The sequence below is a fragment of the Enterobacter soli genome, from assembly GCF_964208575.1.
GTDB classification, from domain to species: domain Bacteria; phylum Pseudomonadota; class Gammaproteobacteria; order Enterobacterales; family Enterobacteriaceae; genus Enterobacter; species Enterobacter soli_A.
In genome coordinates this window covers 106049-127940 of the sequence record NZ_CAXOFU010000005.1, presented here as the reverse complement: position 1 = coordinate 127940, position 21892 = coordinate 106049, and the positions used below count along the sequence as shown (strand labels likewise).

General features: G+C 50.5%; 24 protein-coding genes and 3 pseudogenes. 15 read left to right on the top strand and 12 right to left on the bottom strand.

All coding sequences use genetic code 11. The features are described 5' to 3' along the window. Positions 1-238 precede the first annotated feature (238 nt). Together ynaL and dbpA are read left to right on the top strand one after the other, a co-directional pair. Positions 239-415, top strand: coding sequence for a proline-rich small protein YnaL (gene ynaL, locus AB6V08_RS06830; RefSeq protein ID WP_368542120.1), 177 nt, complete (start codon positions 239-241; stop codon positions 413-415). A gap of 30 nt (positions 416-445) precedes the next feature. Then, positions 446-1819, top strand: coding sequence for an ATP-dependent RNA helicase DbpA (gene dbpA / locus AB6V08_RS06825; RefSeq protein ID WP_368541979.1), 1374 nt, complete (start codon positions 446-448; stop codon positions 1817-1819). Positions 1820-1863: 44 nt separating this feature from the next. Here dbpA and ttcA read toward each other — a convergent pair whose 3' ends face one another. Beyond that, the gene (ttcA, locus tag AB6V08_RS06820) at positions 1864-2799 is read right to left on the bottom strand and encodes a tRNA 2-thiocytidine(32) synthetase TtcA (protein WP_368541978.1); all 936 of its coding nucleotides are present in this window, start codon (positions 2797-2799) and stop codon (positions 1864-1866) included. Between the two features lie 7 nt (positions 2800-2806). Then, positions 2807-3348 (bottom strand): annotated as a pseudogene (locus AB6V08_RS06815) (tyrosine-type recombinase/integrase); the annotation flags it as partial. A gap of 173 nt (positions 3349-3521) precedes the next feature. Between AB6V08_RS06815 and AB6V08_RS06810 the strand changes: the two are divergent. Genes AB6V08_RS06810 through cui form a run of 3 tightly spaced genes read left to right on the top strand, consistent with a single transcriptional unit; the run spans position 3522 to position 4599 of the window. Further along, complete coding sequence (locus AB6V08_RS06810; protein WP_368541977.1) at positions 3522-3851, top strand: hypothetical protein; 330 nt, start codon at positions 3522-3524, stop codon at positions 3849-3851. Next, positions 3848-4024, top strand: coding sequence for a hypothetical protein (locus AB6V08_RS06805; protein WP_368541976.1), 177 nt, complete (start codon positions 3848-3850; stop codon positions 4022-4024). The genes AB6V08_RS06810 and AB6V08_RS06805 overlap by 4 nt, the downstream gene beginning before the upstream one ends. 44 nt (positions 4025-4068) lie before the next feature. Continuing rightward, positions 4069-4599 carry a colicin immunity protein Cui gene (gene cui / locus AB6V08_RS06800; protein WP_368541975.1) on the top strand — a complete coding sequence of 177 codons (531 nt, stop codon included), beginning with the start codon at positions 4069-4071 and terminating at the stop codon, positions 4597-4599. A gap of 16 nt (positions 4600-4615) precedes the next feature. Here the strand turns inward: cui and AB6V08_RS06795 are convergent, their stop codons facing one another. From AB6V08_RS06795 to AB6V08_RS06785, 3 genes are all read right to left on the bottom strand, one after another. Beyond that, a complete protein-coding gene (locus tag AB6V08_RS06795; protein ID WP_368541974.1) occupies positions 4616-5878 on the bottom strand; it encodes a colicin-like pore-forming protein in 1263 nt (420 codons plus the stop codon). 411 nt (positions 5879-6289) lie between these two features. Further along, the gene (locus AB6V08_RS06790; protein WP_368541973.1) at positions 6290-6688 is read right to left on the bottom strand and encodes a hypothetical protein; all 399 of its coding nucleotides are present in this window, start codon (positions 6686-6688) and stop codon (positions 6290-6292) included. A 271-nt stretch (positions 6689-6959) separates the two neighbouring features. Continuing rightward, complete coding sequence (locus AB6V08_RS06785; protein ID WP_368541972.1) at positions 6960-7517, bottom strand: DUF6037 family protein; 558 nt, start codon at positions 7515-7517, stop codon at positions 6960-6962. 374 nt (positions 7518-7891) lie between these two features. Here AB6V08_RS06785 and AB6V08_RS06780 point away from each other — a divergent pair, with 374 nt between their 5' ends. The 5 genes and pseudogenes from AB6V08_RS06780 to AB6V08_RS06760 all read left to right on the top strand — a co-directional run bounded on the left by AB6V08_RS06780 (position 7892) and on the right by AB6V08_RS06760 (position 10432). After that, positions 7892-8056: a hypothetical protein gene (locus tag AB6V08_RS06780; protein ID WP_368541971.1), complete on the top strand. Its 165-nt coding sequence runs from the start codon at positions 7892-7894 to the stop codon at positions 8054-8056. Positions 8057-8414: 358 nt separating this feature from the next. Beyond that, positions 8415-8636 (top strand): class II holin family protein, encoded by a 222-nt coding sequence (locus AB6V08_RS06775; protein WP_368541970.1) that lies wholly within the window; start codon positions 8415-8417, stop codon positions 8634-8636. Further along, positions 8614-9092, top strand: a pseudogene (locus AB6V08_RS06770) (lysozyme). The gene AB6V08_RS06775 and the pseudogene AB6V08_RS06770 overlap by 23 nt, the downstream one beginning before the upstream one ends. Positions 9093-9157: 65 nt before the next feature. Next, entirely contained in the window at positions 9158-9565 is a 408-nt protein-coding gene (locus tag AB6V08_RS06765) for a lysis protein (protein ID WP_439649862.1), read from the top strand. A gap of 69 nt (positions 9566-9634) precedes the next feature. Beyond that, positions 9635-10432 (top strand): serine protease, encoded by a 798-nt coding sequence (locus AB6V08_RS06760; RefSeq protein ID WP_368541968.1) that lies wholly within the window; start codon positions 9635-9637, stop codon positions 10430-10432. Positions 10433-10561: 129 nt separating this feature from the next. Here the strand turns inward: AB6V08_RS06760 and AB6V08_RS06755 are convergent, their stop codons facing one another. After that, positions 10562-10891, bottom strand: a complete 330-nt coding sequence (locus tag AB6V08_RS06755) for a hypothetical protein (protein ID WP_368541967.1) — start codon at positions 10889-10891, stop codon at positions 10562-10564. 24 nt (positions 10892-10915) lie between these two features. On the opposite strand from AB6V08_RS06755, the pseudogene AB6V08_RS06750 reads away from it, so the two are divergent. Further along, a pseudogene (locus AB6V08_RS06750) lies at positions 10916-11332 on the top strand (terminase small subunit); the annotation flags it as partial. 287 nt (positions 11333-11619) lie between these two features. Here AB6V08_RS06750 and AB6V08_RS06740 read toward each other — a convergent pair. Then, complete coding sequence (locus AB6V08_RS06740) at positions 11620-11904, bottom strand: hypothetical protein (RefSeq protein ID WP_368541965.1); 285 nt, start codon at positions 11902-11904, stop codon at positions 11620-11622. A 481-nt stretch (positions 11905-12385) separates the two neighbouring features. Between AB6V08_RS06740 and AB6V08_RS06735 the strand changes: the two genes are divergently transcribed. The 3 genes from AB6V08_RS06735 to AB6V08_RS06725 are packed head-to-tail and all read left to right on the top strand — an operon-like array spanning position 12386 to position 15105. Further along, positions 12386-13375, top strand: coding sequence for a terminase small subunit (locus AB6V08_RS06735; RefSeq protein ID WP_368541964.1), 990 nt, complete (start codon positions 12386-12388; stop codon positions 13373-13375). Beyond that, positions 13353-14660: a terminase large subunit domain-containing protein gene (locus AB6V08_RS06730; protein WP_368541963.1), complete on the top strand. Its 1308-nt coding sequence runs from the start codon at positions 13353-13355 to the stop codon at positions 14658-14660. The genes AB6V08_RS06735 and AB6V08_RS06730 overlap by 23 nt, the downstream gene beginning before the upstream one ends. A 1-nt stretch (position 14661) precedes the next feature. Continuing rightward, positions 14662-15105, top strand: a complete 444-nt coding sequence (locus AB6V08_RS06725) for a hypothetical protein (protein ID WP_368541962.1) — start codon at positions 14662-14664, stop codon at positions 15103-15105. 76 nt (positions 15106-15181) lie between these two features. Here AB6V08_RS06725 and AB6V08_RS06720 read toward each other — a convergent pair whose 3' ends face one another. The 4 genes from AB6V08_RS06720 to nifJ form a co-directional block, all read right to left on the bottom strand. Continuing rightward, entirely contained in the window at positions 15182-15307 is a 126-nt protein-coding gene (locus tag AB6V08_RS06720; RefSeq protein WP_368541961.1) for a hypothetical protein, read from the bottom strand. 35 nt (positions 15308-15342) lie between these two features. Next, positions 15343-15555, bottom strand: a complete 213-nt coding sequence (locus tag AB6V08_RS06715; RefSeq protein ID WP_368541960.1) for a KTSC domain-containing protein — start codon at positions 15553-15555, stop codon at positions 15343-15345. 211 nt (positions 15556-15766) lie between these two features. Continuing rightward, positions 15767-16927, bottom strand: coding sequence for a porin OmpC (ompC, locus tag AB6V08_RS06710; RefSeq protein ID WP_368541959.1), 1161 nt, complete (start codon positions 16925-16927; stop codon positions 15767-15769). A 386-nt stretch (positions 16928-17313) separates the two neighbouring features. Then, entirely contained in the window at positions 17314-20838 is a 3525-nt protein-coding gene (gene nifJ / locus AB6V08_RS06705; protein ID WP_368541958.1) for a pyruvate:ferredoxin (flavodoxin) oxidoreductase, read from the bottom strand. A gap of 270 nt (positions 20839-21108) precedes the next feature. Between nifJ and AB6V08_RS06700 the strand changes: the two genes are divergently transcribed. Beyond that, positions 21109-21375 carry a DUF333 domain-containing protein gene (locus tag AB6V08_RS06700; protein WP_368541957.1) on the top strand — a complete coding sequence of 89 codons (267 nt, stop codon included), beginning with the start codon at positions 21109-21111 and terminating at the stop codon, positions 21373-21375. On the opposite strand, the gene hslJ is transcribed toward AB6V08_RS06700, so the two are convergent. Beyond that, positions 21376-21813: a heat shock protein HslJ gene (gene hslJ, locus AB6V08_RS06695; RefSeq protein WP_368541956.1), complete on the bottom strand. Its 438-nt coding sequence runs from the start codon at positions 21811-21813 to the stop codon at positions 21376-21378. Positions 21814-21892: the final 79 nt, after the last annotated feature.

The following is a 21892-nucleotide window of genomic DNA, read 5'->3' as shown; positions in this document are numbered from 1 at the left end:
TTTTATTTGAGCGAAGTCAATAAACAAATACTCCGTAAGGTGCACTATTACTCCCGCAGGTGAATGCAACGTCAAGCGATGGGCGTTGCGCTCCATATTGTCTTACTTCCTTTTTTGAATTACTGCATAGCACAATTGATTCGTACGACGCCGACTTAATAGTCGGCTTTTTTTTTGCCTGCAGAGTCTCAGCGTCTACCCTAAAAGGACAGCGTGCTAACCTGGAGGGAAGATGAAAATGCTGCTCACCGTATCGTTGCTCCACTGGCGACAGTCGGATCCCGTTCCGACCGATCCCGTCCCGATGCCAGACCCCATCCCGCGTCCGCAGCCGATGCCCGATCCGCCGCCGGATGAAGAACCCATTAAATTGTCGCATCGAACTCTGAGATCTGCGAGGATACGCGCCTGCTGACCGTAAGCCTTTTGACCACGAGATGACATTGTGACCGCTTTTTCAACACTGAACGTTTTGCCTGCCGCCCAACTCGATAACCTTAACGAGCTGGGCTATCTCACCATGACCCCGGTGCAAGCCGCCGCGCTGCCTGCCATTCTTGAAGGACGCGACGTCCGCGTGCAGGCAAAAACGGGCAGTGGTAAAACGGCCGCGTTCGGTCTGGGACTGCTGCAACATATCGATGCTGGCCTGTTCCAGACCCAGTCTCTGGTGCTCTGCCCGACGCGCGAGCTGGCCGATCAGGTTGCGGGTGAACTGCGCCGTCTGGCGCGTTTTCTGCCAAATACCAAAATTCTGACCCTGTGCGGCGGCCAGCCGTTCGGCGCGCAGCGTGATTCTCTGCAACATGCGCCGCACATCATTGTGGCAACCCCGGGCCGTTTGCTGGACCACCTGCAAAAGGGCACCGTGTCCCTTGATGCGCTGCAAACCCTGGTAATGGATGAAGCGGATCGTATGCTCGATATGGGCTTTAGCGATGCCATCGACGAGGTCATTCGTTTTGCCCCTGCCGATCGCCAGACGCTGCTGTTCTCCGCCACCTGGCCGGAAGCCATTGCCGCCATCAGCGGTCGCGTGCAGAAAAACCCTTTAACTATCGAAATTGATACCGTCGATGCGCTGCCCGCCATCGAACAGCAGTTCTTCGAAACCTCACAGCACGGCAAGATTTCTCTGCTGCAAAAGCTGCTCAGCCAGCACCAGCCCGCGTCCTGCGTAGTGTTCTGTAATACCAAAAAGGATTGTCAGGCCGTTTGTGATGCCCTGAATGCGGCGGGGCAAAGCGCGCTGTCGCTGCACGGTGACCTGGAGCAGCGCGACCGCGATCAAACCCTGGTGCGGTTTGCAAACGGCAGCGCGCGCGTGCTGGTGGCAACCGACGTTGCGGCGCGCGGCCTGGACATTAAATCCCTTGAGCTGGTGGTTAACTTCGAGCTGGCGTGGGATCCGGAAGTTCACGTTCACCGTATCGGGCGTACCGCGCGCGCCGGGAACAGCGGTCTGGCGATCAGCTTCTGCGCGCCGGAAGAGGCGCAGCGCGCCAACATTCTGTCTGAAATGCTGCAGCTAAAGCTGAACTGGGTAAACGCGCCGGGCAATGTCGGCATCGTGCCGCTGGAAGCTGAAATGGCGACGCTATGCATTGATGGCGGTAAAAAAGCCAAGATGCGTCCCGGCGATGTGCTGGGCGCGCTGACCGGGGATATTGGTCTGGACGGGGCGGATATCGGCAAGATTGCGGTGCATCCGGCGCACGTTTACGTGGCGGTTCGCCAGTCGGTTGCGCACAAGGCCTGGAAGCAGCTGCAGAACGGCAAAATTAAGGGCAAAACCTGTCGGGTACGACTGCTGAAGTAAGCGGCGGGAAGGGCGTCCCGACGAGAGCCGGGACGCAACTGTATTTATTTCACTTCGACAACGTTCAGGCGCAGCTCGTCAAACTGCGCGTCATCTTCTTCCGGCTGCCAGCCCGCGGGCTGCATCGGGATCTCTTCACGATCGAAGGCTAAATCGCCGCCGTTGACCACTTCTGAACCGTGGTGAATCCCTTTAAAGTCAAACAGCTCAACGTCCGCCAGATGGGACGGCACCACGTTCTGCATGGCGCTGAACATGGTTTCGATACGGCCCGGATAGCGTTTGTCCCAGTCGCGCAGCATGTCGCCAATCACCTGACGCTGCAGGTTAGGCTGCGAGCCGCACAGGTTGCATGGAATGATTGGGAATTCCTTCGCCTGGGAGAAGCGCTCGATGTCCTTCTCGCGGCAGTAGGCGAGAGGGCGGATAACGATGTGTTTACCGTCATCGCTCATCAGCTTCGGCGGCATCCCCTTCATTTTGCCGCCGTAGAACATGTTCAGGAACAGCGTTTGCAGGATGTCGTCACGGTGGTGGCCGAGGGCAATTTTCGTTGCGCCCAGCTCGGTCGCGGTGCGGTACAAAATCCCGCGGCGCAGGCGCGAGCACAGAGAGCAGGTGGTTTTCCCTTCCGGAATTTTCTCTTTAACGATGCCGTAGGTATTTTCTTCGACGATCTTATATTCGACGCCCAGCTTCTCCAGGTATTCAGGAAGAATATGCTCAGGGAAGCCCGGCTGTTTCTGGTCGAGGTTGACCGCTACCAGCGAAAAGTTGACCGGGGCGCTCTGCTGAAGATTGCGCAGGATCTCCAGCATGGTGTAGCTGTCCTTGCCGCCGGAGAGGCAAACCATGATGCGATCGCCTTCTTCAATCATATTGAAGTCCGCAATGGCTTCACCCACGTTACGGCGCAGGCGTTTTTGCAGTTTGTTGAGATTATATTGTTCTTTCTTGGTAACTTCTTGATTATGTTGCATTTATTCTTTACTCAAATATCAAATGGGGCACCAGTGGGGCAAAACGCTTTTTAAGCGCCAGCTTCGCATTCAGCATTGCCACCTGTTCGCTGTTCATTTCTTCTATCCATTAGCATAGATTTCATACACCATCTGCGCAGTTTCGTGCCCCATCTGATTGGCAATAAAAGACGGGTTGGCGCCTGCCGATAATAACCAGCACGCGAAAGTGTGCCGTGTATGGTACGGATTGCGGCGACGAATGCCAGCACGTTTTACAGCAGAGTTCCAGCGAGCGGCAATACTGCTCAGAGAGTAGTAGGGCTTCTGGGCTCCGTTCTTCATCCTGGGCATGAAAACGAAATGCACGCTCTGCTTTTCAGTCAGCCCATATTCACGGTGATAATAGGTGATCTCCGTCTTGGGAAATAGTGCAGTCAGTTCACGCTGAGCTATCAGGGCATCGAGCGCTGGCTCTAGCAAGGTTAACGTTCGGAACCCCACTTCTGTTTTGGGCGGACCGAACATACTCAGGGCGTTCAGGTTGCGCCGAACGCTCACCGTACCTTTCGCGGTTTCGATGTAGGCGCGTAGCATTTTGGCACTATCTGCACCTTGAGCCGCTTCAATACGGTCAAGGAAAGAGTCGGCAAGTGTTTCGATGTTTTGAGCTTATTCCTAAGCCGTTTCAGTCGTAGTGACATGGTCATTAAAAATGTCAGCAAGGCTTACGTGCTGCGCCTATGCTGGGTTTGCCTCCCGCTCTTCACGGCGATCTTTGGACAATTATTCGCGCCATCCAGCACGATGGCGAGATCGCCCCGCGCCAGGTTCGCCGGCTGCTGGGCTGCTACAGCAAAAAGGCCTGTCGTCTGGTGGAGCATCTCGTGTCTGCTGGCGCCGTGAAGAATATCGGTCAGCGCCGCCACCCGGTCTACGTGATGCAGCCAGGCGGAGAAGCACGCATTAAGCCGATGCCTGTAGTGCGTCAGAAGCCCAGTATCGCTGACATGTGTCGCCAGAACTGGCAGGGCTATCAGATCCATAAAATTATCGGGAGCGCGCGAGCATGAGCGATTTACTGAGCAACATCGACAAACGTCCTTACCGCGCTGACGGTGGAGATATAAGCACTGGCCGCCTCAAAGAAATAGCAGACAATCCGTTGGAGCATTTTTTCTTCCTAAAAGATAATGCTCCTCTTTGCCACATGATAAATATTGAAGTATTGCAAAATATTTATTAGAGTCATGTGAGATAGCCACAGATGACCTTTTCATGGTGAGAAAAATGGAAAGTACTATTAAGGATTTACATAATAAAGTCGGTAAGGAAATGATAAAGGTACTTGTATTTGCAGTCGTGCCTTTATTAATACTCTTCATTATTAGCTTTTCTTCTTATTGCTCGCTTTTATTTAATGAGCTAAATGACGCCATTCCCAATTTACCAAATGTCATATCCTCACAAAATATCCCACTGAGTACCAGTATGGGTACATATGTTAAAACTGCTCCTTTAATAGCGATAATATTCTTTTTTTATTTTCATAGGTTGATGTTAATTAAGAAAGGTGTGGCAGTAAGTTCGTTAATTTTTTCATTACTTATGTACTATGTTTTTTATGCGGTGATAGCCTATTTGACTATATTTTCAGACCATGACATAGCTAATACACGCAAGTGGGTTAGATTGTTTTCTGAAAATGATTTTCTGTTGACGTTTTTCTATATGCTTTTATACGCAGTAATCTACGTCCTTACTGTTATGCTTCTGTGGTTTAGTGTCGGCGTGGTTAAAGAGTTGAAGAAGAGGGGCTAGAAGCCCCTCTGTTTTTTTACCAGGCAGCTTTGATTAATTGTGAATTTACTTTTTCTGCGACTTTATCATCAATCAAAGACGAAACGTAAACAATTCCCAATACTCCTGCAATCATTATTGCTGTTGCAGGAAGAGAACCAACTACTAAAAATGTTGAGACAATAGCGCTAAGAGCAGCCAAAGCGACAGCAGAGGTAATACCACTGAGCACCCAGGACTCGACTTCTAATATAAGTGGACCCCAGTTGTTTGTATCATACCCGACTACGCTTTTTTCATATACCTTTCCTATTTTTATTGCCCAACCCGCAGCAGTAAATGCTTTGCTTAAACTTGCAAGTCTTGCGGCCATATTCGACTTGTCAACACTTCTCCATGCATTAACAAGTGCTGCTTTATCTTTTGCACTGATTTTCATGTTGGGGCTTGAGGTGAGACGGTTTAAAGTCTTCATAGCATCATTATAGCTACGAATATTTTTCCCCTGAAAATTCTTGATGTTATCTGCAATTTCTTTTGCCAGTGATTTGTATCTTGCGCTTGCAACGCCAGTGACTTTTTCCCCGCTATCCTGCAATAGTTCGGCGGTCTTGATAAGTAAGTCTTTCTCTGTCAGCTTCTTGTATGCCTCTTCATCTGCAATCTTTTTATCTTCATCAAGCATCATCTGAACTTTTTTTCTAAGATCTCCTTTGACTTTGCTGGGTATTGCACCTTTGGCCTTAGACTCTTTATACATATTGATTAAAGCCTTACGAGATACATTATCGGAGCGGTATAGCTTTGAAGCCCTTTCTTCTATTGTTGGCATTGCCTGAGGCTTAGTAGCATTATTCGCATTGGATATAATGCCATCAAGCCCTCCCGCTGTTCCTGAGTTTTTTGAAGGGTTAGTCCCAGAGAGTTTATGACCTGTTTCAATTTCCCCTAAAACTAACTTGCCCTGACTAAATTTATATCCGAGCAGCATACCACTCAGTCCTAGAGAACTAGCCTGATCAACATCTAAATTATCAATAGAAATACTCAATGTTCCTGAGGCTGATAAACCTACGAGATGAACTTTCGCTGTGGGATTAAGTGCACGAACAGCAATCAATAAATTTGCCAGTTTTTCACGTACTACTGGATCTGACTGAACTGCAGATACTTGTTTTGACTGTGGGGTTGAGGGTGCGTTATTATTACTGTCGTGTTTACCATTATTACCTTCTGGGCGAGGTAATTGCTCGCCACGTTCAGAGCTCCACTTTGTTCCATCACCATAATTGATAGCCATAATTATCTCCTTTTAAGCGCGAAATGTGCATTTAGCTTTTGAAAAGCTAAAGATATGATAGGAAGCCCAATCCATTGAGCGAGAAAGTTAATTCCCAACTGAAACAATATGCTGACTCAGCATGCTGATCATCCACACAGTGCTTAAAAAGCATACACTGCTGCTTTGGCTTGTCAATTACTCAATGTTAACAGTTTAAAGCAAGTGATGTTTTAAATGTAAATTCAGAATTTTCGCGGTTTGGTAGGGTTCCTGTAAGTTCTCTTTATCTAATTGAGTATTAATTTTTTATCAATGACATAAAGAACTTCGTGTAATTTTCTTAATTTCATTATCTCCTTTAATTTTCTCATATTTGGACATCATGATAATTTTTTCCAATGAGATTATTTCAACTGCAACTTAAGTTTTTTACCCTAGAGGAGAGAGCGTGTAGCCGGCGTAACTGAGTTTGCCTAAATCATCGGCGTCATTGATAGATTTATAATGTACAAATACCAATGTCCCATCAACCAACTTTGATACAATATCCTCGTTATTGGAATTTAATTTCAATTTATTTATCACAGATTGACAAAGTGTTTCGAAAATAATGGTGCCTGTGCTAAATTTTGATAATAGAGTAGGAATTGAATTAGGAAGAGTGTCTTTGACTAAGTAATTATGGAATTTATTCATGCGACGAAATTTCTTTTCAATTCTAGTAATGAATTCCGTAGCGACAGGAGTGGTAAGATTCCATAACTGCCCCATTGTAAACTCAAAAAATTTCTCTTTTTCAAAATGTGCTGTGATTGCATTCACAACCATGAAGTTTTGGTTGCCGATTGTTGCGACATTGGGATTTGCCCCACAATCTTATTCGAAGTCATCTATGACGTTTCCATATTCCTAACAAGCGAATCCGCTCATAAAAATCTTACCTTGAAAATATAAATTTATATATAATTTGCTGTGTAACAATGCTCTGGCATAGAGTCATACCTATTTCAAAACATTACAATAAAGCTAACGCGTACGCAAAAACTATCGTAACCTGTTAAAAGTCGTTACTTCGTCACACAGCTTACATTGTTCAGTATCACTCAGGTTTTCTCTTCTCCGTTACAGTCCAGCAGCTGCTGATATTCCGCTCCAGGCAGAAATTTGCAATCTCGATTCCAAATGCTTTCTGCGTTTTATCGAGATTAAGGCCAGTTACATGGCTGCTGTTACCGTTGTTTCGCCAATGGCTGAAGAAGATTTTATCTCCGTCATCATTAAGGTTTGCTTGAGTGCTTAGTAGCGTCTTCGGTTCTTTAGTCGTGGTTATTGTATGTGGAACTGCTTCTGCAAAGTGTCGAAAGAATTTTGCAGTACTGAAAGGATTTTCAGGGTCGTACTCGATACCTAAGACACGACATAAGTCGCTATATGCCGATTTAGGCTGCAAGAAGGGATCGATAGAATAGCCCGGTTTGACGTTTACCACGAAACAACACTTTTCCCCTATTGCGCCGAAAAGTAGTTTGTATGGGGTGCCATCTGTGAAAAACAGCACATCGAAGGCTACCTGATTATGCCTGTACTGAAACTGAGTCCGAGTTTTACCATTTCGTCTCATGTCTTTGTGTAGTTCTTTCAATCCTGAAATCTGCATAGATATCTCCCATTCCTAATTCATTGTTTAATATGACTTACAGCGCGTACGCATTTTGTGATCCGCATCATTTTCAATGAGTTTATATATGGGCAAACGTCTGATTTTACCATTGGGTTTGCGTAGTTAATTTGGCCTAAGTACCACATCAACGGCGAGACCGAAGACCTTGAAACCGGCCAAACCATAACTGGCATCTGGCAACTGACGCGAGGCGATGACATTTGTGACAATGGTGAGGCTGAGGTTCTTGCTGGCACACTTTCTCCCCCAATTTAATACCATCATTCTTATCTAAGACTGCCAACTGGCGGCCTTTTTTGTTTTCCAAAATCGATTTTATGTCGTTTGTTCTCAACATACAGAGGTTATATATGGCTTTATCAACGGGTGTTTTTGTTAGTGGAGATGGTAAACACAAACTCACTGTTACTTCAGTGAATGTAAATAACGGTACATTCGAAGGTACTTTAACAGCGCTTGATACACCTGTGGGTGATATTACCTATGATGCAACAGTGGGTTTTAACGGGGGCTAGGATTACCTACAGGGACAAGTATCTCTGGCCGTGCGAGTGACATGTCGCTATCGTCCTTCGAACTGGGGTTATGTTATTTTTGACTCATGGGTTGGTTGTTCCTCTAATAATCCTTCCAAAATCCTTATGAGTGGTGCTCGCGCTTATACGAATACTGCCGGTGTCCGAGAAGTGTTCTCATTCGATAACGTTACATTCACTCGGCAGTAAGTGTTCCGCTCTTAACTTTAGGCCGCGATTGGGCGGCCTTTTTCTATTTCAGGGCCTGGGAATCATCATCGACATGCCTACTTTAGAAATCGTCCTGAGCCGACCCTTTCCAAACACATAGCACCCGCCAATAACGCGAGGTGAGAGCATGTATCGCATGAAAAAAATAACCACTGGTGCAGCCTATGGCGCTTCAGCCGGGAGTATCCTTAACGGCATGTTGAATACCTTCAGCCCCGAGCAGTGGAACGCTATCGGCGTGCTGGTGGGCATCATCGCCGTTCTTACTTATCTGACGAATCTCTATTTCAAGATCCGTGAAGACAACCGCCGCAGCAGGAGCCGAAATGAACCCGACACTCAGGAATAAGCTGGTGGGTGCCATTGTTGGCGGATCCGGAGCAATCACGATTGCAGCATTGATGCTGGGCAATGCTGACGGGCTGGAAGGGCGACGGTATGACGCTTATCAGGATGTGGTCGGCGTCTGGACTGTTTGCGATGGGCATACTGGCACTGACGTTCGGCGCGGTCACCGCTATATAGACAAAGAGTGTGATGCTCTGCTCCAGTCTGATCTGCGCAAGGTGGCGACGACAATCGATCCGCTTATAAAGGTTCGCATCCCTGAACCTACGCGTGCCGCACTTTACTCCTTCACCTATAACGTTGGTTCTGGTGCTTTCGCCAGCTCGACGCTTCTGAAGAAGCTGAACGACGGAGACGTGCCGGGGGCCTGCAAAGAACTGCAGCGCTGGACTATGCAGGTGGCAAACAGTGGAAGGGGCTTATCACCCGGCGCGAGATTGAGCGTGAAGTTTGCTAGTGGGAACAGAAATGAGCCGATTAACCGCAATCATCTGCGCTGTCGTTATTTGCCTGCTGGTTTCCATGGCTTGGGGAATTAACCACTACCGCGACAACGCCATCACCTACAAAGACCAGCGCGATAATGCTACCGAACAACTCAGCCTGGCGAACGCCATCATCAAAGACATGCAGGTGCGCCAGCGCGATGTCGCTGCACTGGATGCCAAATACACTGGAGAACTGGCTGATGCGAAAGAAATCATTGAGCGTCTGCATAGCGATGTCATTGCTGGCCGTAAGCGGCTGCAGCTCAACGCAAAATGTCCCGCGAACGGAACGACCAGCACCGGCGGCATGGGCGATGCTACCAGCCCCAAACTTACTGACTCCGCTGAACGCGATTATTTCACCCTCAGAGAGCGAATAGTCACAGTGACGAAGCAGGTCGGATATCTGCAGGATTACATTAAAGATCTGTGTATGAAATAACACAAAATACTACTGAATGCCCAGACTGTCTTTTATCATGGACTGGCCTAAATTAAGAGGACTAAGTCTATGTCAGTGAGTCAGTTAATCTCAAAATCTACAGTTAGAATTGAGTGTGATGTTGTTGGAGGTGGCGTGTCGGTTGGTACGGGATTTTGGTTTGGTTTTTCAACTACAGGAGACACAGGCCTTCCATTACTCGTAACAAATAAACATGTGATTGCTAATTCCACCACAATTCGTATTAGATTCAACGTTTCATCCGCTGCGAACCCACAATTAAAATTTTATGACGCAACGGTGAATAATCCTAGTGATTTCATACAGCACCCAGACCCAAATATTGATCTTTGCGCCCTACCTATTGGTCATTTTCTGAACGAGTTAAGTTCACAAGGGATTGAGGTCGATAAATTTATCTTTACCGATCGTAGTTTTCTTAACCAGCATCACGTTACTCCAGTTGAAGAAGTTTTTATGACTGGCTATCCAAATGGCTTATGGGATACGGTCAATAATAGGCCTATTACCAGAAAGGGCATCACTGCCTCATCATTGCTTGAGGATTGGCAGGGCAGGCCTGAGTTCATGATTGATATGGCCTGTTTTGGGGGATCCAGCGGTTCGCCTGTATACATTATGAATGAAGGAGGCTTTGCCACCTCAGATGGCTGGGCGATTGGAAATAGATTTCTCTTTTTGGGGGTGTTATATGCCGGCCCTACTCTTGATGTAAATGGAAGCATTAACATAGTAGATGTTCCTACTGTAGCTACACCAGTGGTTAGCACAACGTTAATGATGAATTTAGGCATGGTGATCAAGGCAGAGCAGTTGAATGGACTCAGGCCGTTGCTAGGTATCTGAGATAGAAGACAGCCGCCTCCGAGCGGTTGTTTATTGCCATCACCATGGGCAGACCCATCGTAATGGCATGCTGGAACACAAGGGGTAATCCCAACTTGTTATGTAATGAGAGGATGAAGTTCCTCAGCGTCAACCGAGATTGCTACTAACAACACCATTTGTATTATTAAAGATCTCATGAACCTGCTTGATATATATATTGCTACTCGCAGCATCTTCATTGGGATCTGAGGGGAAGACGTTTGAGGTCATAGCAATGTTTTTTCTTGTTTGAACCAGAGCCACTTGGATACCTCCTTTTGACAAGCACCACGGAAATCCCCCTGGAATATTCAAAGGTTCAAGACGCCAACCTGCAAGCAGCCCCTGATTACCCAGATCTCTCAAGGTTTCAATAATATCCTGTTCGGCATCACAATCAACGTGTGCGCAAATTAAGTCATCCGCCCAATTTTTCATCTAAAAGTTCCTTAGGGAGTAGTTATGGCACTCACCGACAAACAAGAAATGTTCTGTCGCGAGTACCTCATGGATTTAGATGCCACGCAAGCGGCTATTCGGGCGGGGTACAGCGCAAAGACAGCTAACCGTACTGCGTCCGAAAACCTGTCAAAACCTGACATCAACTCCAGAATTGCCGAACTTAAAGCGCAACGCAATGATCTGGTTGGCATAAATGCGACATACTCACTGAATCGCCTCGTTGAAATTGACCAGATGGACGTGCTGGACATCGTAGCCTCGACCGTTGAAGTCAAGCCAGTGTCATTGTGGCCTAAAGTCTGGAGGACAACGCTATCCGGATTGAATATCGTTTAGATGTCGATTGAAGGAAACACCATCGCACTGCTCAAGAAGATAAAGCGGCCTGATAATGCGAAGAATCTTGACCCGCTCGGGAATCTCCAGCATTGAAGTCGCATAGGGACACCTAAACAAACGAAAGATAAAGCATACTTTTAAACATATGCCTGCGACGAGGTTGTTCGCGGACTGGGTGGAACACAGAAGCGGGCCGGCGGATGTTGATACCACCTGTGACCGGGTAAAGCCAATCTACCTGACTGATCATGGTATCAACGTTATGGACCAGCAGACGAAGAAAAACATCTCGGCTCATAATTTGGTATGGAGCAGAAACTGTGTAAATAACGAGCCCTTGAAAGGCTCGTACGTAAAAAGATTATTTATTGCTGAGGGAAAAATACTTTGAAGGAGTATTTAGGACTATTGTTGCTCACGGTCAAAATCTTTTCTACTTCGTCCCATTCCATGATTTGCCAGTCTGTGTTGAAGTACTGAAACTGACCAATCGGCTCATTAAATGCAAATTCTACTTTGTTATGGTCAATAGTCACAGTGATTTTATATTCAGACCCCTTCACGTAACCGGTCACTTCTGCAACAGTTTCGGTTGCAACACCCAAATATCCACGGTAGTCTTGGGCTGCCATCATCGAATCTATACTCATACTTTCTCCTTTTTTATGTGTCTAAACAATAAAGACGGCAACTCTAGAGTGTTTCTTTAAAGATTTTTTACTCGAACTGAGATTTAGGCATGGGTATGATCACTTCAGTAGCAACGACTGCGGTAAAAGCCGCCTGTAAGTAGGCTTGATAATGGTTGCCTCCACCAAGGGGATCGGCATTACTGCAGGTATTCACTGAGTGCCTGTGATAATGCACAATAACTCCTCGGCATATGGAGGGGTTATGGAAGAGAAAGAGAAGTGGTTTTTTCATGGAATGCTTACGATGCAACCACATGGGAGCACTTACCGGCGTATTCGTATGGTGAAGTCTACAGTTGCGATGGTGGACAATCCTCAGGTGACATATTAGAGTCCTTAATGGCTGAAAAACAGAGGCTTCGAGAAAACCTCTGGATACAGTACGTAGCATTCAACAAAGTTTAACCGCCTCAGGGCGGTTTTTTTATTGGAGTAAGAAATGGCAAAACCGGACTGGGGCGACCTTCAGCAACGGTTTCTGTCCGAACATGCCGCAACCGGCGTATCACCAAAGGAATGGTGTGAAGCGCAGGGACTGAACTATGCTACCGCCCGTCGATATATCAAAAAACCTTCTGCGCAAACTGCGCAAAAACCTGCGCAGAAAAAAATGCGCACTGCGCAGAAAGAAAAAAGCGCAAATGAACTGGTGGATGATGATGGACTTACCGCACAGCAGCGCTTATTTGTCGCGGAATACCTGAAAGACAACAACGCGACCGCTGCCGCTGCACGTGCTGGTTATAGTGACCCAAACTACGGTCGCCAGCTCATAACGAATCCTAACGTTGCTCAGGCCATTGCGCAGCAGCAGAAAGCCTCCATTGCGCGCACGCTTGGCAGTGCCGATGAAGTCCTGGCGCAGATGTGGCAACTCGCAACCTTCGATGCAAACCAGCTCTCACAATATCGCCGCGGCGCGTGCCGTTACTGCTGGGGCTTCGGTCACCACTACCAGTGGCGGGATGCCGTGGAGTTCGAAGAGAAAAGACTCGAGGCTGTTGAGCGTGACAGACGTGAACCTGAAGATTCCGGCGGTTACGGCGATGACCACAACAGAGAGCCTAACCCTGAATGTCCGCGCTGCAATGGCGACGGCATTGGCCAGCCTTATTTCCCCGATACGCGCAAACTCCCGGCAGCTTCTCGGCTCGCTTACTCCGGTGTGAAGGTCGGCAAAAATGGCGTCGAAATCACAGCAATCAGCCGCGAGCGGATGTTCGAGGTTGTTATGAAGCGCCTTGGCCTGGCTGACAGCGAGTTTGCGCAGCGCCTGCAGCAGATAGAAATCGAACGCCGGCAACTGGAGGTCGAGAAACTCCGTAAAGAGCTAGCCGGTGATGGTGAGGACGACGAACCAACCCCAGTGCAGATCAATATCAACGTAGTGGACGCGAGGGCGGAAGATGGGGATCAGCCCGACACTTAACATTCCTCAGGCGCGCTTCCTCGCGATGCAGCACAAGTTCAAAGCCTACGTTGCCGGGTTCGGTTCCGGTAAGACGTGGGTGGGCTGTGGCGGCATCTGCAAAGGGATGTGGGAGCATCCGAAGATTAACCAGGGTTACTTCGCGCCGACTTACCCGCAGATTCGTGACATATTTTATCCTACGATTGAAGAGGTGGCCTTTGACTGGGGTCTGAGCGTCAAAATCAACGAAGGCAATAAAGAGGTTCACTTCTACGAGGGGCGACGGTACCGCGGGACGACAATCTGCCGCTCCGTGGAAAAGCCCGGCTCGATAGTCGGCTCCAAAATCGGTAACGCGATGGTGGATGAGCTGGACGTTATGGCGGCTGCCAAAGCGCAACAGGCATGGCGAAAAATCATCGCCCGCATGCGTTACAAGGTAGATGGACTGCGTAACGGCATCGATGTCACGACCATGCCGGAAGGGTTCAAGTTCGTCTACCAGCAGTTCGTGAAGGCGGTGAGTGAAAAACCAGAGCTCTCGGCTATGTATGGTCTGATACAGGCCAGCACGTTCGATAACGCTAAGAACCTGCCCGCGGATTACATCCCATCGCTGCTGAGCTCTTACCCTGACGAACTGATTCAGGCATACCTGCGCGGGAAGTTCACCAACCTCAACAGCGGGACCATTTACCACACGTTCAACCGTAAGCTGAATAACTGTTCTGACGAGATTCAGGATGGGGATCCGCTATTTATCGGCATGGACTTCAACGTCGGGAAAATGGCAGCAATTGTTCACGTAAAGCGAAACGGCCTGCCGCGCGCTGTTCGTGAACTGGTGAAGGTCTACGATACGCCGGCGATGATAAAGCGCATTCAGGAAGAGTTCTGGCGCTATGAGGATGGTCGCTACGTGAAGAGCCGGGAGATTTACATCTATCCAGATGCGTCAGGTGATTCCCGCAAATCACAGAACGCCAGCAAGACAGATATCGCCCAGCTCAACGATGCCGGATTTAGCGTCATTGTTGATGATGCCAACCCTCCGGTAAAAGACCGCATCAACTCGATGAACGCCATGTTCTGCAACGCCATCGGCGAACGCCGCTATCTGGTGAACGTGCAAAACTGCCCCGTTTACACCGAGAGCCTGGAGCAGCAGATCTGGGCGGCAAATGGCGAACCGGATAAATCAGCGGATAACGATCACCCTAATGATGCTGGTGGGTACTTCATCGTGAAGGATTACTCGATCGTGAAACCAGCATACTCAATCACCATGGACACCACTTTCTGATATGGCAAACGACGACATCACCTGGGTTCGACCAGAACACCGGGTGGCTTCTGCTGCCTGGCGGAAATGCAGGGACTTCTGCAAAGGAGCTGAGGCCGTAAAGGCGGCGGGTAATAAATATCTGCCGTATCTCGACCCAACCGATAAATCCACGCGTAACCGCAAACGCAACGAAGACTATCTGAGCCGCGCGGTGTTCTATTCCATTGCAGGTAATACGAAGATCGGCATGCTTGGCATGGCGTATCGAAAGGATTTCACCTTCAGCGGTCCGGAGAAACTGAAATACCTGCTGGACAATGCTGATGCTGCAGGAACCAGTATTAACCAGCAGTCGCAGCTGGTGTCCGAGAACATGCTGGAGATTGGGCTAGAGGGGCTTTATGTCGATTACGCAGAAGCCTCCGATGATGCGATCTCCGCTGGCCGCGCTGGTGGAAATTAACCACGGCCATTATCGAAACAGCGCTGACTATGAAAGCAGGTTTTAGCGCAGATCCACATTGCGCGACAGAAAGATTTTAATTGCCGTCCAGATGGTTTAACAGATCGCCAAGATGGCTGACGATACCGCCAAAATCGAAAATCAGCGCCATCCACAGAAGAGCGAGAAGGGCAAGCACGGTGACGGAAATACGACTAAACAAAACGAAGGTCCTTTTTCATACTGCACATGTCCGAATCAGTATACTTTTACCTCTTTAAACTTACCTTTAACGACCCCGTCATAGAAGCGTCCTTTCGATACCACGCTCAGGAAATCGCGAAAAATGCGAGCGGGAACACGCTGATACTGAAAAGCGGTGCGGTTATGGAAGCGGATCTCAAGGGTAGCGCTGCGCTCATCGTAGGCGATGGACGAGATACGTGACGATGTCACCGGATGATGGGTCATAGCAGAGACTCCCTACGGCGTAACGGGGATATTCATCATCCATCATTATAGGTACGCGGCGCAATATCAATATTGCATCAGTTAAGCAAATAATTGGCGGCGGGTGAGGATAAGGGAAAGTGATGACTGACTTAAATTGAACGGGCCTATTCCCGTTAAAGCGTTTACGGAAATAAAATAAAAGCCCGCGTCTGCACGCGGGCCCGAGTAATTAGAACTGGTACACCAGGCCTAATGCTACGATGTCGTCAGTGCCGATACCGTTGTTTTTGTAGAACTGGTCGTCTTCGTCCAGCAGGTTGATTTTATAATCAACGTAGGTAGACATATTTTTGTTGAAATAGTAGGTCGCGCCTACGTCAGCATATTTAACCAGATCTTTATCGCCTTCGCCGTTGCCCAGGTCTTTACCTTTGGACTGCAGGTAAGAAATAGCCGGACGCAGACCGAAATCAAACTGGTATTGCGCGGTAACTTCGAAGTTCTGGGTTTTGTTTGCGATACCGCCGCCGTTTTGGCTGTCAGATGAGCCGTACGGGGTCATATTACGGGTTTCTGAATACATGGTTGCCAGGTAAATATTATTGGCGTCATATTTCAGGCCAGCAGTCCACGCGTCGGCTTTATCGCCGCCCGCATACTGGGACGCTGCGCCGTAGCCTGCGGTGACCTGGTCATTGGTACGGTCAGAAGAGGTGTAAGCCGCACCCGCGCTGAAGCCCATGCCGAAGTCATAGGTAGAAGAAATACCGAAGCCGTCACCGTTCTGGTTGCGGATGTTGTTATCTGAACGGTTGTTGGTGCCTTCCTGCGAGCAGCCATTTTCGTCGCAGTTGCTGCCTTCGTTTTTACCCTGATACTGCAGGGCAAAGTTCAGACCCTGCACCAGGCCGTAGAAGTCGGTGTTACGGTAGGTTGCTACGCCGTTTGCACGGCCGGTCATGAAGTTATCCGCTTTGGTGTAGGAGTCGCCGCCGAACTCTGGCAGCATATCGGTCCAGCCTTCCACGTCGTACAGCACGCCGTAGTTACGACCGTAGTCGAATGAGCCGTAGTCGCCCACTTTGATACCGGCGAACGCCAGACGCGTCCAGGACTGGTTGTCAGAACCTTCGGTGTTATTCGCCTGGATGTTGTATTCCCACTGCGCGTAGCCAGTCATCATGTCGTTAATCTGGGTTTCGCCTTTGAAGCCCAGACGCATGTAGGTCTGATCGCCATCAGCACCTTTATCGTCAGAGAAGTAGTGTAGACCATCTACTTTTCCGTACAGATCTAATTTGTTGCCATCTTTGTTATAAATTTCAGCTGCGTGAGCTGCGCCAGCCATTAAAAGGGCTGGAATCATCAGGGCCAGTACTTTTCTTTGCATCGTGATATTCCTTTGCATGTTTTTATTTAATTACTGATTGAACTTTCCTGCGAGGAAAGATGTCGCATACTAGATCACTAAACGTGAGTATGAACAAAATATATTTGTTACCAATTAAGTAAAATCTAAACAGGATAATGCGGAAGAAATGGTGATAATTAATATGAATGAGTTGGCTTGAAACATACAAAATAAAAATTATTAATAAGGCGTTAAAGCGAGTAGGCTCTACGGCGTTATATGCCTTTAAGATTTTCATCCATTATTTGTGTGAATGCTTTTTAATTATTTAAACAGTTATTCGCAGGTAAATTGGATTAGCCCGGTGCGAGAGCATCGGGCTTTTTTTATGGCAAAAAAATGCCCGGACAGGCCGGGCAGGTTGATTACTCGCTGGCGGTTTTTTCAGCTTTTCCCGCCATCTGCGCCAGGAAGTCATAGCGCTTTTGCAGATCGGCCGCGGCGTCTTTCCACAGCTGCTCCGCCACGTCCGGCTGCTGAGCATTAAGGCGACGGAAGCGCTGCTCCTGCATTAATGTCTCGGCAAGGGCATCCGACGGCGGACGTGAGTCCAGCGCCAGCGGCAGTTTGCCTTCATCAGCGCGACGCGGATCGAAGCGGTACAGCGGCCAGAAGCCGGTGGCGGTAAGCTGGCGCATCTGATCGTGGCTGAGCGCCAGGTCATAGCCATGCTCCTCGCACGGGCTGTAGGCGATGATCAGCGACGGGCCAGGGTACGCTTCCGCCTCCTGAATCGCTTTCACGGTCTGGTTAAGCTGCGCGCCGAGGGAAATCTGCGCAACGTAAACGTGCCCGTACATCATCATGCTGACGCCGAGATCTTTACGCGCCTTGCGCTTGCCGTGCTCGCCAAACTTGGTCACCGCGCCCAGCGGGGTTGCCTTCGACGCCTGTCCGCCGGTGTTGGAATAACACTGCGTATCCAGCACCAGAATGTTGACGTTTTCGGTCAGGCTCAGAACGTGATCCAGCCCGCCGAAGCCAATGTCGTAGGCCCAGCCGTCGCCACCAATAAGCCAGATGGACTTTTCCACCAGCGCGTCGGCGTCGGTCAGCAGCTCGTCTGCGCCTTCCACGCCCTGAAGCGCGCTGCGCAGCTGGGCGACCTGCTCGCGGCGCACCTCCGGCGCGGCTTCGCTGTGCAGAGCTTCGTTCAGCTCGGCCGGGATCTTATCGGCAAACTGCTCGAGCAAACGCATCACGCGGGTGCGGTGCTGGTCAACGGTCAAGCGGAAGCCCAGGCCAAACTCGGCGTTATCTTCAAACAGGGAGTTTGCCCACGCCGGCCCGCGCCCGTTGGCGTCCGTGGTGTACGGCGTTGACGGCAGGTTACCGCCGTAAATCGACGAACAGCCCGTGGCGTTGGCAATCAGCATGCGGTCGCCGTAGAGCTGGGTCAGCAGCTTGATATACGGCGTTTCGCCGCAGCCGGAGCAGGCGCCAGAGTACTCAAACAGCGGGGTGATCAGCTGCGACGTGCGGATGTCGATACGTTCCAGTTTGCTGCGGTCGATTTCCGGCAGGTCGAGGAAGAAGTCGTAATTCACTTTCTCTTCTTCGACGTGCTCCAGGCGCGACATCATATTGATGGCTTTGATTTCCGGATTTTGACGATCTTTCGCCGGGCAGACCTCGACGCACAGGTTACAGCCGGTGCAGTCTTCCGGCGCCACCTGCAGAACGTATTTTTGACCGCGCATATCGCGGGATTTCACGTCCAGCGAATGCAGGCTGGCAGGTGCGGCCTCCATCGCTTCCGGAGAGACCACCTTGGCACGAATGGCCGAGTGCGGGCAGGCCGCCACGCAGTGGTTACACTGGGTGCAAAGCTCCTCTTTCCAGATAGGGATCTCTTCGGCGATGTTGCGTTTTTCCCAGCGCGTGGTGCCCATCGGCCAGGTGCCGTCCGGCGGCAGCGCAGAGACGGGCAGGGCATCGCCCAGACCCGCCAGCATCGCGGCGGTGACGGTTTTAACAAAGTCAGGCGCTTCGTCAGAGACCACCGGAGGGCGGTTCGGGCTTGTGGCGTTTACCTGCTGCAGCGGCACTTCCGCCAGCGACTCGCGCGCCAGCGCCAGCGCCTGCCAGTTACGCTCAACCAGCTCCTGGCCTTTGCTGCTGTAGCTTTTGGCAATCGCCCCCTGAAGCTCCATCAGGGCGCTGTCGCCCGGCAGGATGTTGGTCAGGTGGAAGAAGGCCATCTGCATTACCGTGTTGATACGCGCCGCCAGGCCGCACTCGCGGGCGATTTTCGCGGCGTTCACCACGAAGAAGCGCGCTTTTTTCTGGTTCAGCACCGCCTGCACTTCCTGCGGCAGCCGCGCCCAGACCTCGTCGGCGCTGTACGGCGTGTTGAGCAGGAAAATGCCGCCGGGCTTCAGGCGCTCGGCCATCTGGTATTTATCGATAAACTGCAGCTGGTGGCAGCCCACGAAGTCCGCCTGCGAAATCAGGTACGCCGAGCGGATGGGCTGCTCGCTGACGCGCAGGTGCGAAACGGTCAGGCCGCCGGCCTTTTTGGAGTCATACACAAAGTAACCCTGCGCATACCACGGCGTCGAGTTACCGATAATCTTGATGTTGTTTTTGGTGGCCGACACGCTGCCGTCGCTGCCCAGGCCGTAGAACAGCGCTTCAAGCTTCGCGCCGGAGGGCAGGGTGTTTTCCGGCAATGCCAGCGACAGGTTGGTGACATCGTCGTAAATGCCCACCGTGAAGCGCGGCTTCGGTTTCGCGGCGCTCAGCTCGTTGAACACGGCGAGCACGCAGTCCGGGCCGAACTCTTTAGAAGACAGACCGTAACGCCCGCCGATGACGCGCGGCAGGGTTTCGCGTTCGCCGCTGTTGAAGGCTTCCGCCAGGGCGGTCATCACGTCCAGATAGAGCGGCTCGGCGTGGGCGCCCGGCTCTTTAGTGCGATCCAGCACCGCCACGGTGCGGGCGCTTTCCGGCAGGGCGGAGAGCAGGTGTTTAGCCGAGAACGGGCGATAGAGGCGCACTTTCAGCACCCCGACCTTTTCCCCGCGCGTCAGCAGTTCGTCGACCACCTCTTCGCAGGTGCCAATCGCCGACCCCATCAGCACGATAACGCGTTCGGCCTGCGGGTGGCCGTAATATTCGAACGGCTTGTATTCGCGTCCGGTGGCGCTGGCGAAATCGTTCATCGCCTGCTCAACGTGGTCATACACCGCGTTGTACCACGGGTTTGTCGCTTCACGAGACTGGAAGTAGGTATCCGGGTTGGCGGAGGTGCCGCGGATAACCGGGTGTTCCGGGTTCAGGGCGCGGGCGCGGTGGGCGTCGATATCCGCCTGCGGCAGCAGGTCTTTGATGGTGCTGTCCGCCAGTGGGACGATTTTGTTTATTTCGTGGGAGGTGCGGAAACCATCAAAGAAATGAATAAACGGCACGCGGCTTTTCAGGGTGGCGATGTGCGAAATCAGCGCGAAGTCCTGCGCTTCCTGAACGCTGCTGGCGCACAGCATGGCGCAGCCGGTCTGGCGAACGGCCATCACGTCTGAGTGATCGCCAAAAATAGAGAGCGCGTGGGTGGCCACGGTACGCGCGGCGACGTGCAGAACAAAGGGGGTCAGCTGGCCCGCCAGCTTGTACAGCGTTGGGATCATTAACAACAATCCCTGGGAAGAGGTGAACGAGGTGGAGAGGGCACCGGTCTGCAGCGCCCCGTGGACGGCGGCAATCGCGCCGGCTTCGGACTGCATTTCCACGACCCGGGGGACATCACCCCAGACGTTTTTTACTCCGTTTCCCGCCCAGGCGTCCGCCTGTTCAGCCATCGTTGAACTTGGCGTAATTGGGTAGATGGCGATAACTTCGCTGGTTCGGAACGCGACCGACGCGACCGCACCATTACCGTCAATAGTTTGCATATGACAACACCCTTACATTGCGCAAAAAAGGGGACCCGTAAAACCGCGACGGGCCCAGATAATTATTCCCTTATTTTAGCAAAGGACAGGTTTTACGATTTTCGCTTTTGTGTCCTCGATATTCTCGTCATCAATGAGTAGATCAACTTTCTGGCAGAAAAATGGTGAGGATTTGTTTCCGGAGTGCATAAATACGCATCCGGAGTCTCGACGGAGTGCCGTGGTATGCCTATTATGCATAGGTTTCGTAACACTAATGGGGAGATGATTATGCGTTCAGCGTTATGGGTAGGATTTGCCGCACTGATGTTATCGGCATGCAGCAATGAACCTGTTCAGCAGGCCACCGCTGCACACGTTACGCCGGGCATGAGAGCGGCAATGTCCAGTTCAGGGCAGGCGAACTGCGCAATGATTGGCGGATCGTTATCCGTAGCCCGTCAGCTTGACGGCTCTGCCGTTGGGATGTGTGCGCTGCCAAACGGCAAACGCTGTAGCGAACAGTCGCTTGCCGTGGGTTCCTGCGGAAACTACTGATCAGTCGGCGCGTTTAAAGCTCAGCGTTTTATCCGCCGTCGCCAGCGTTAGCTGATCTTCTGTGAGATCAACCTGTGCTCCCTGGCGCAGCATATTGCCGATCGCCTGATCCAGGTCGTTAAGCTGTGGCTCGGTGCAGAGTTTTCGCGTCATCATCAGGGATTTCACCTTCAGCTCGCCTTCGGACAATTTCCCCTCGCCGTTGAAGCTGTTGCACATCGCGCCGGATACGGTGATGTTTTTAATAAGGCTGAGATCCTGGAGGGCGCTGAATCGAATTTCGGGCTGCGTTCCCGCGGTTTTTACGGTTTTACCGTCGACGTTTTCCAGAACAAATCGATGGTTCTGAAGCTGCTCCACCTGAACGGACGCTTTACCGGGATTAACGCAGCCGGACAGAACCAGGCTGAAGAGACCTAACGCAACGAGCTTTTTCATATGTGTTCTCAAACTATCAATGCTGTGAATCATTTACAGTGTAACGATACTCTCCGCTGGGTTAATGGGGTTTATCTGA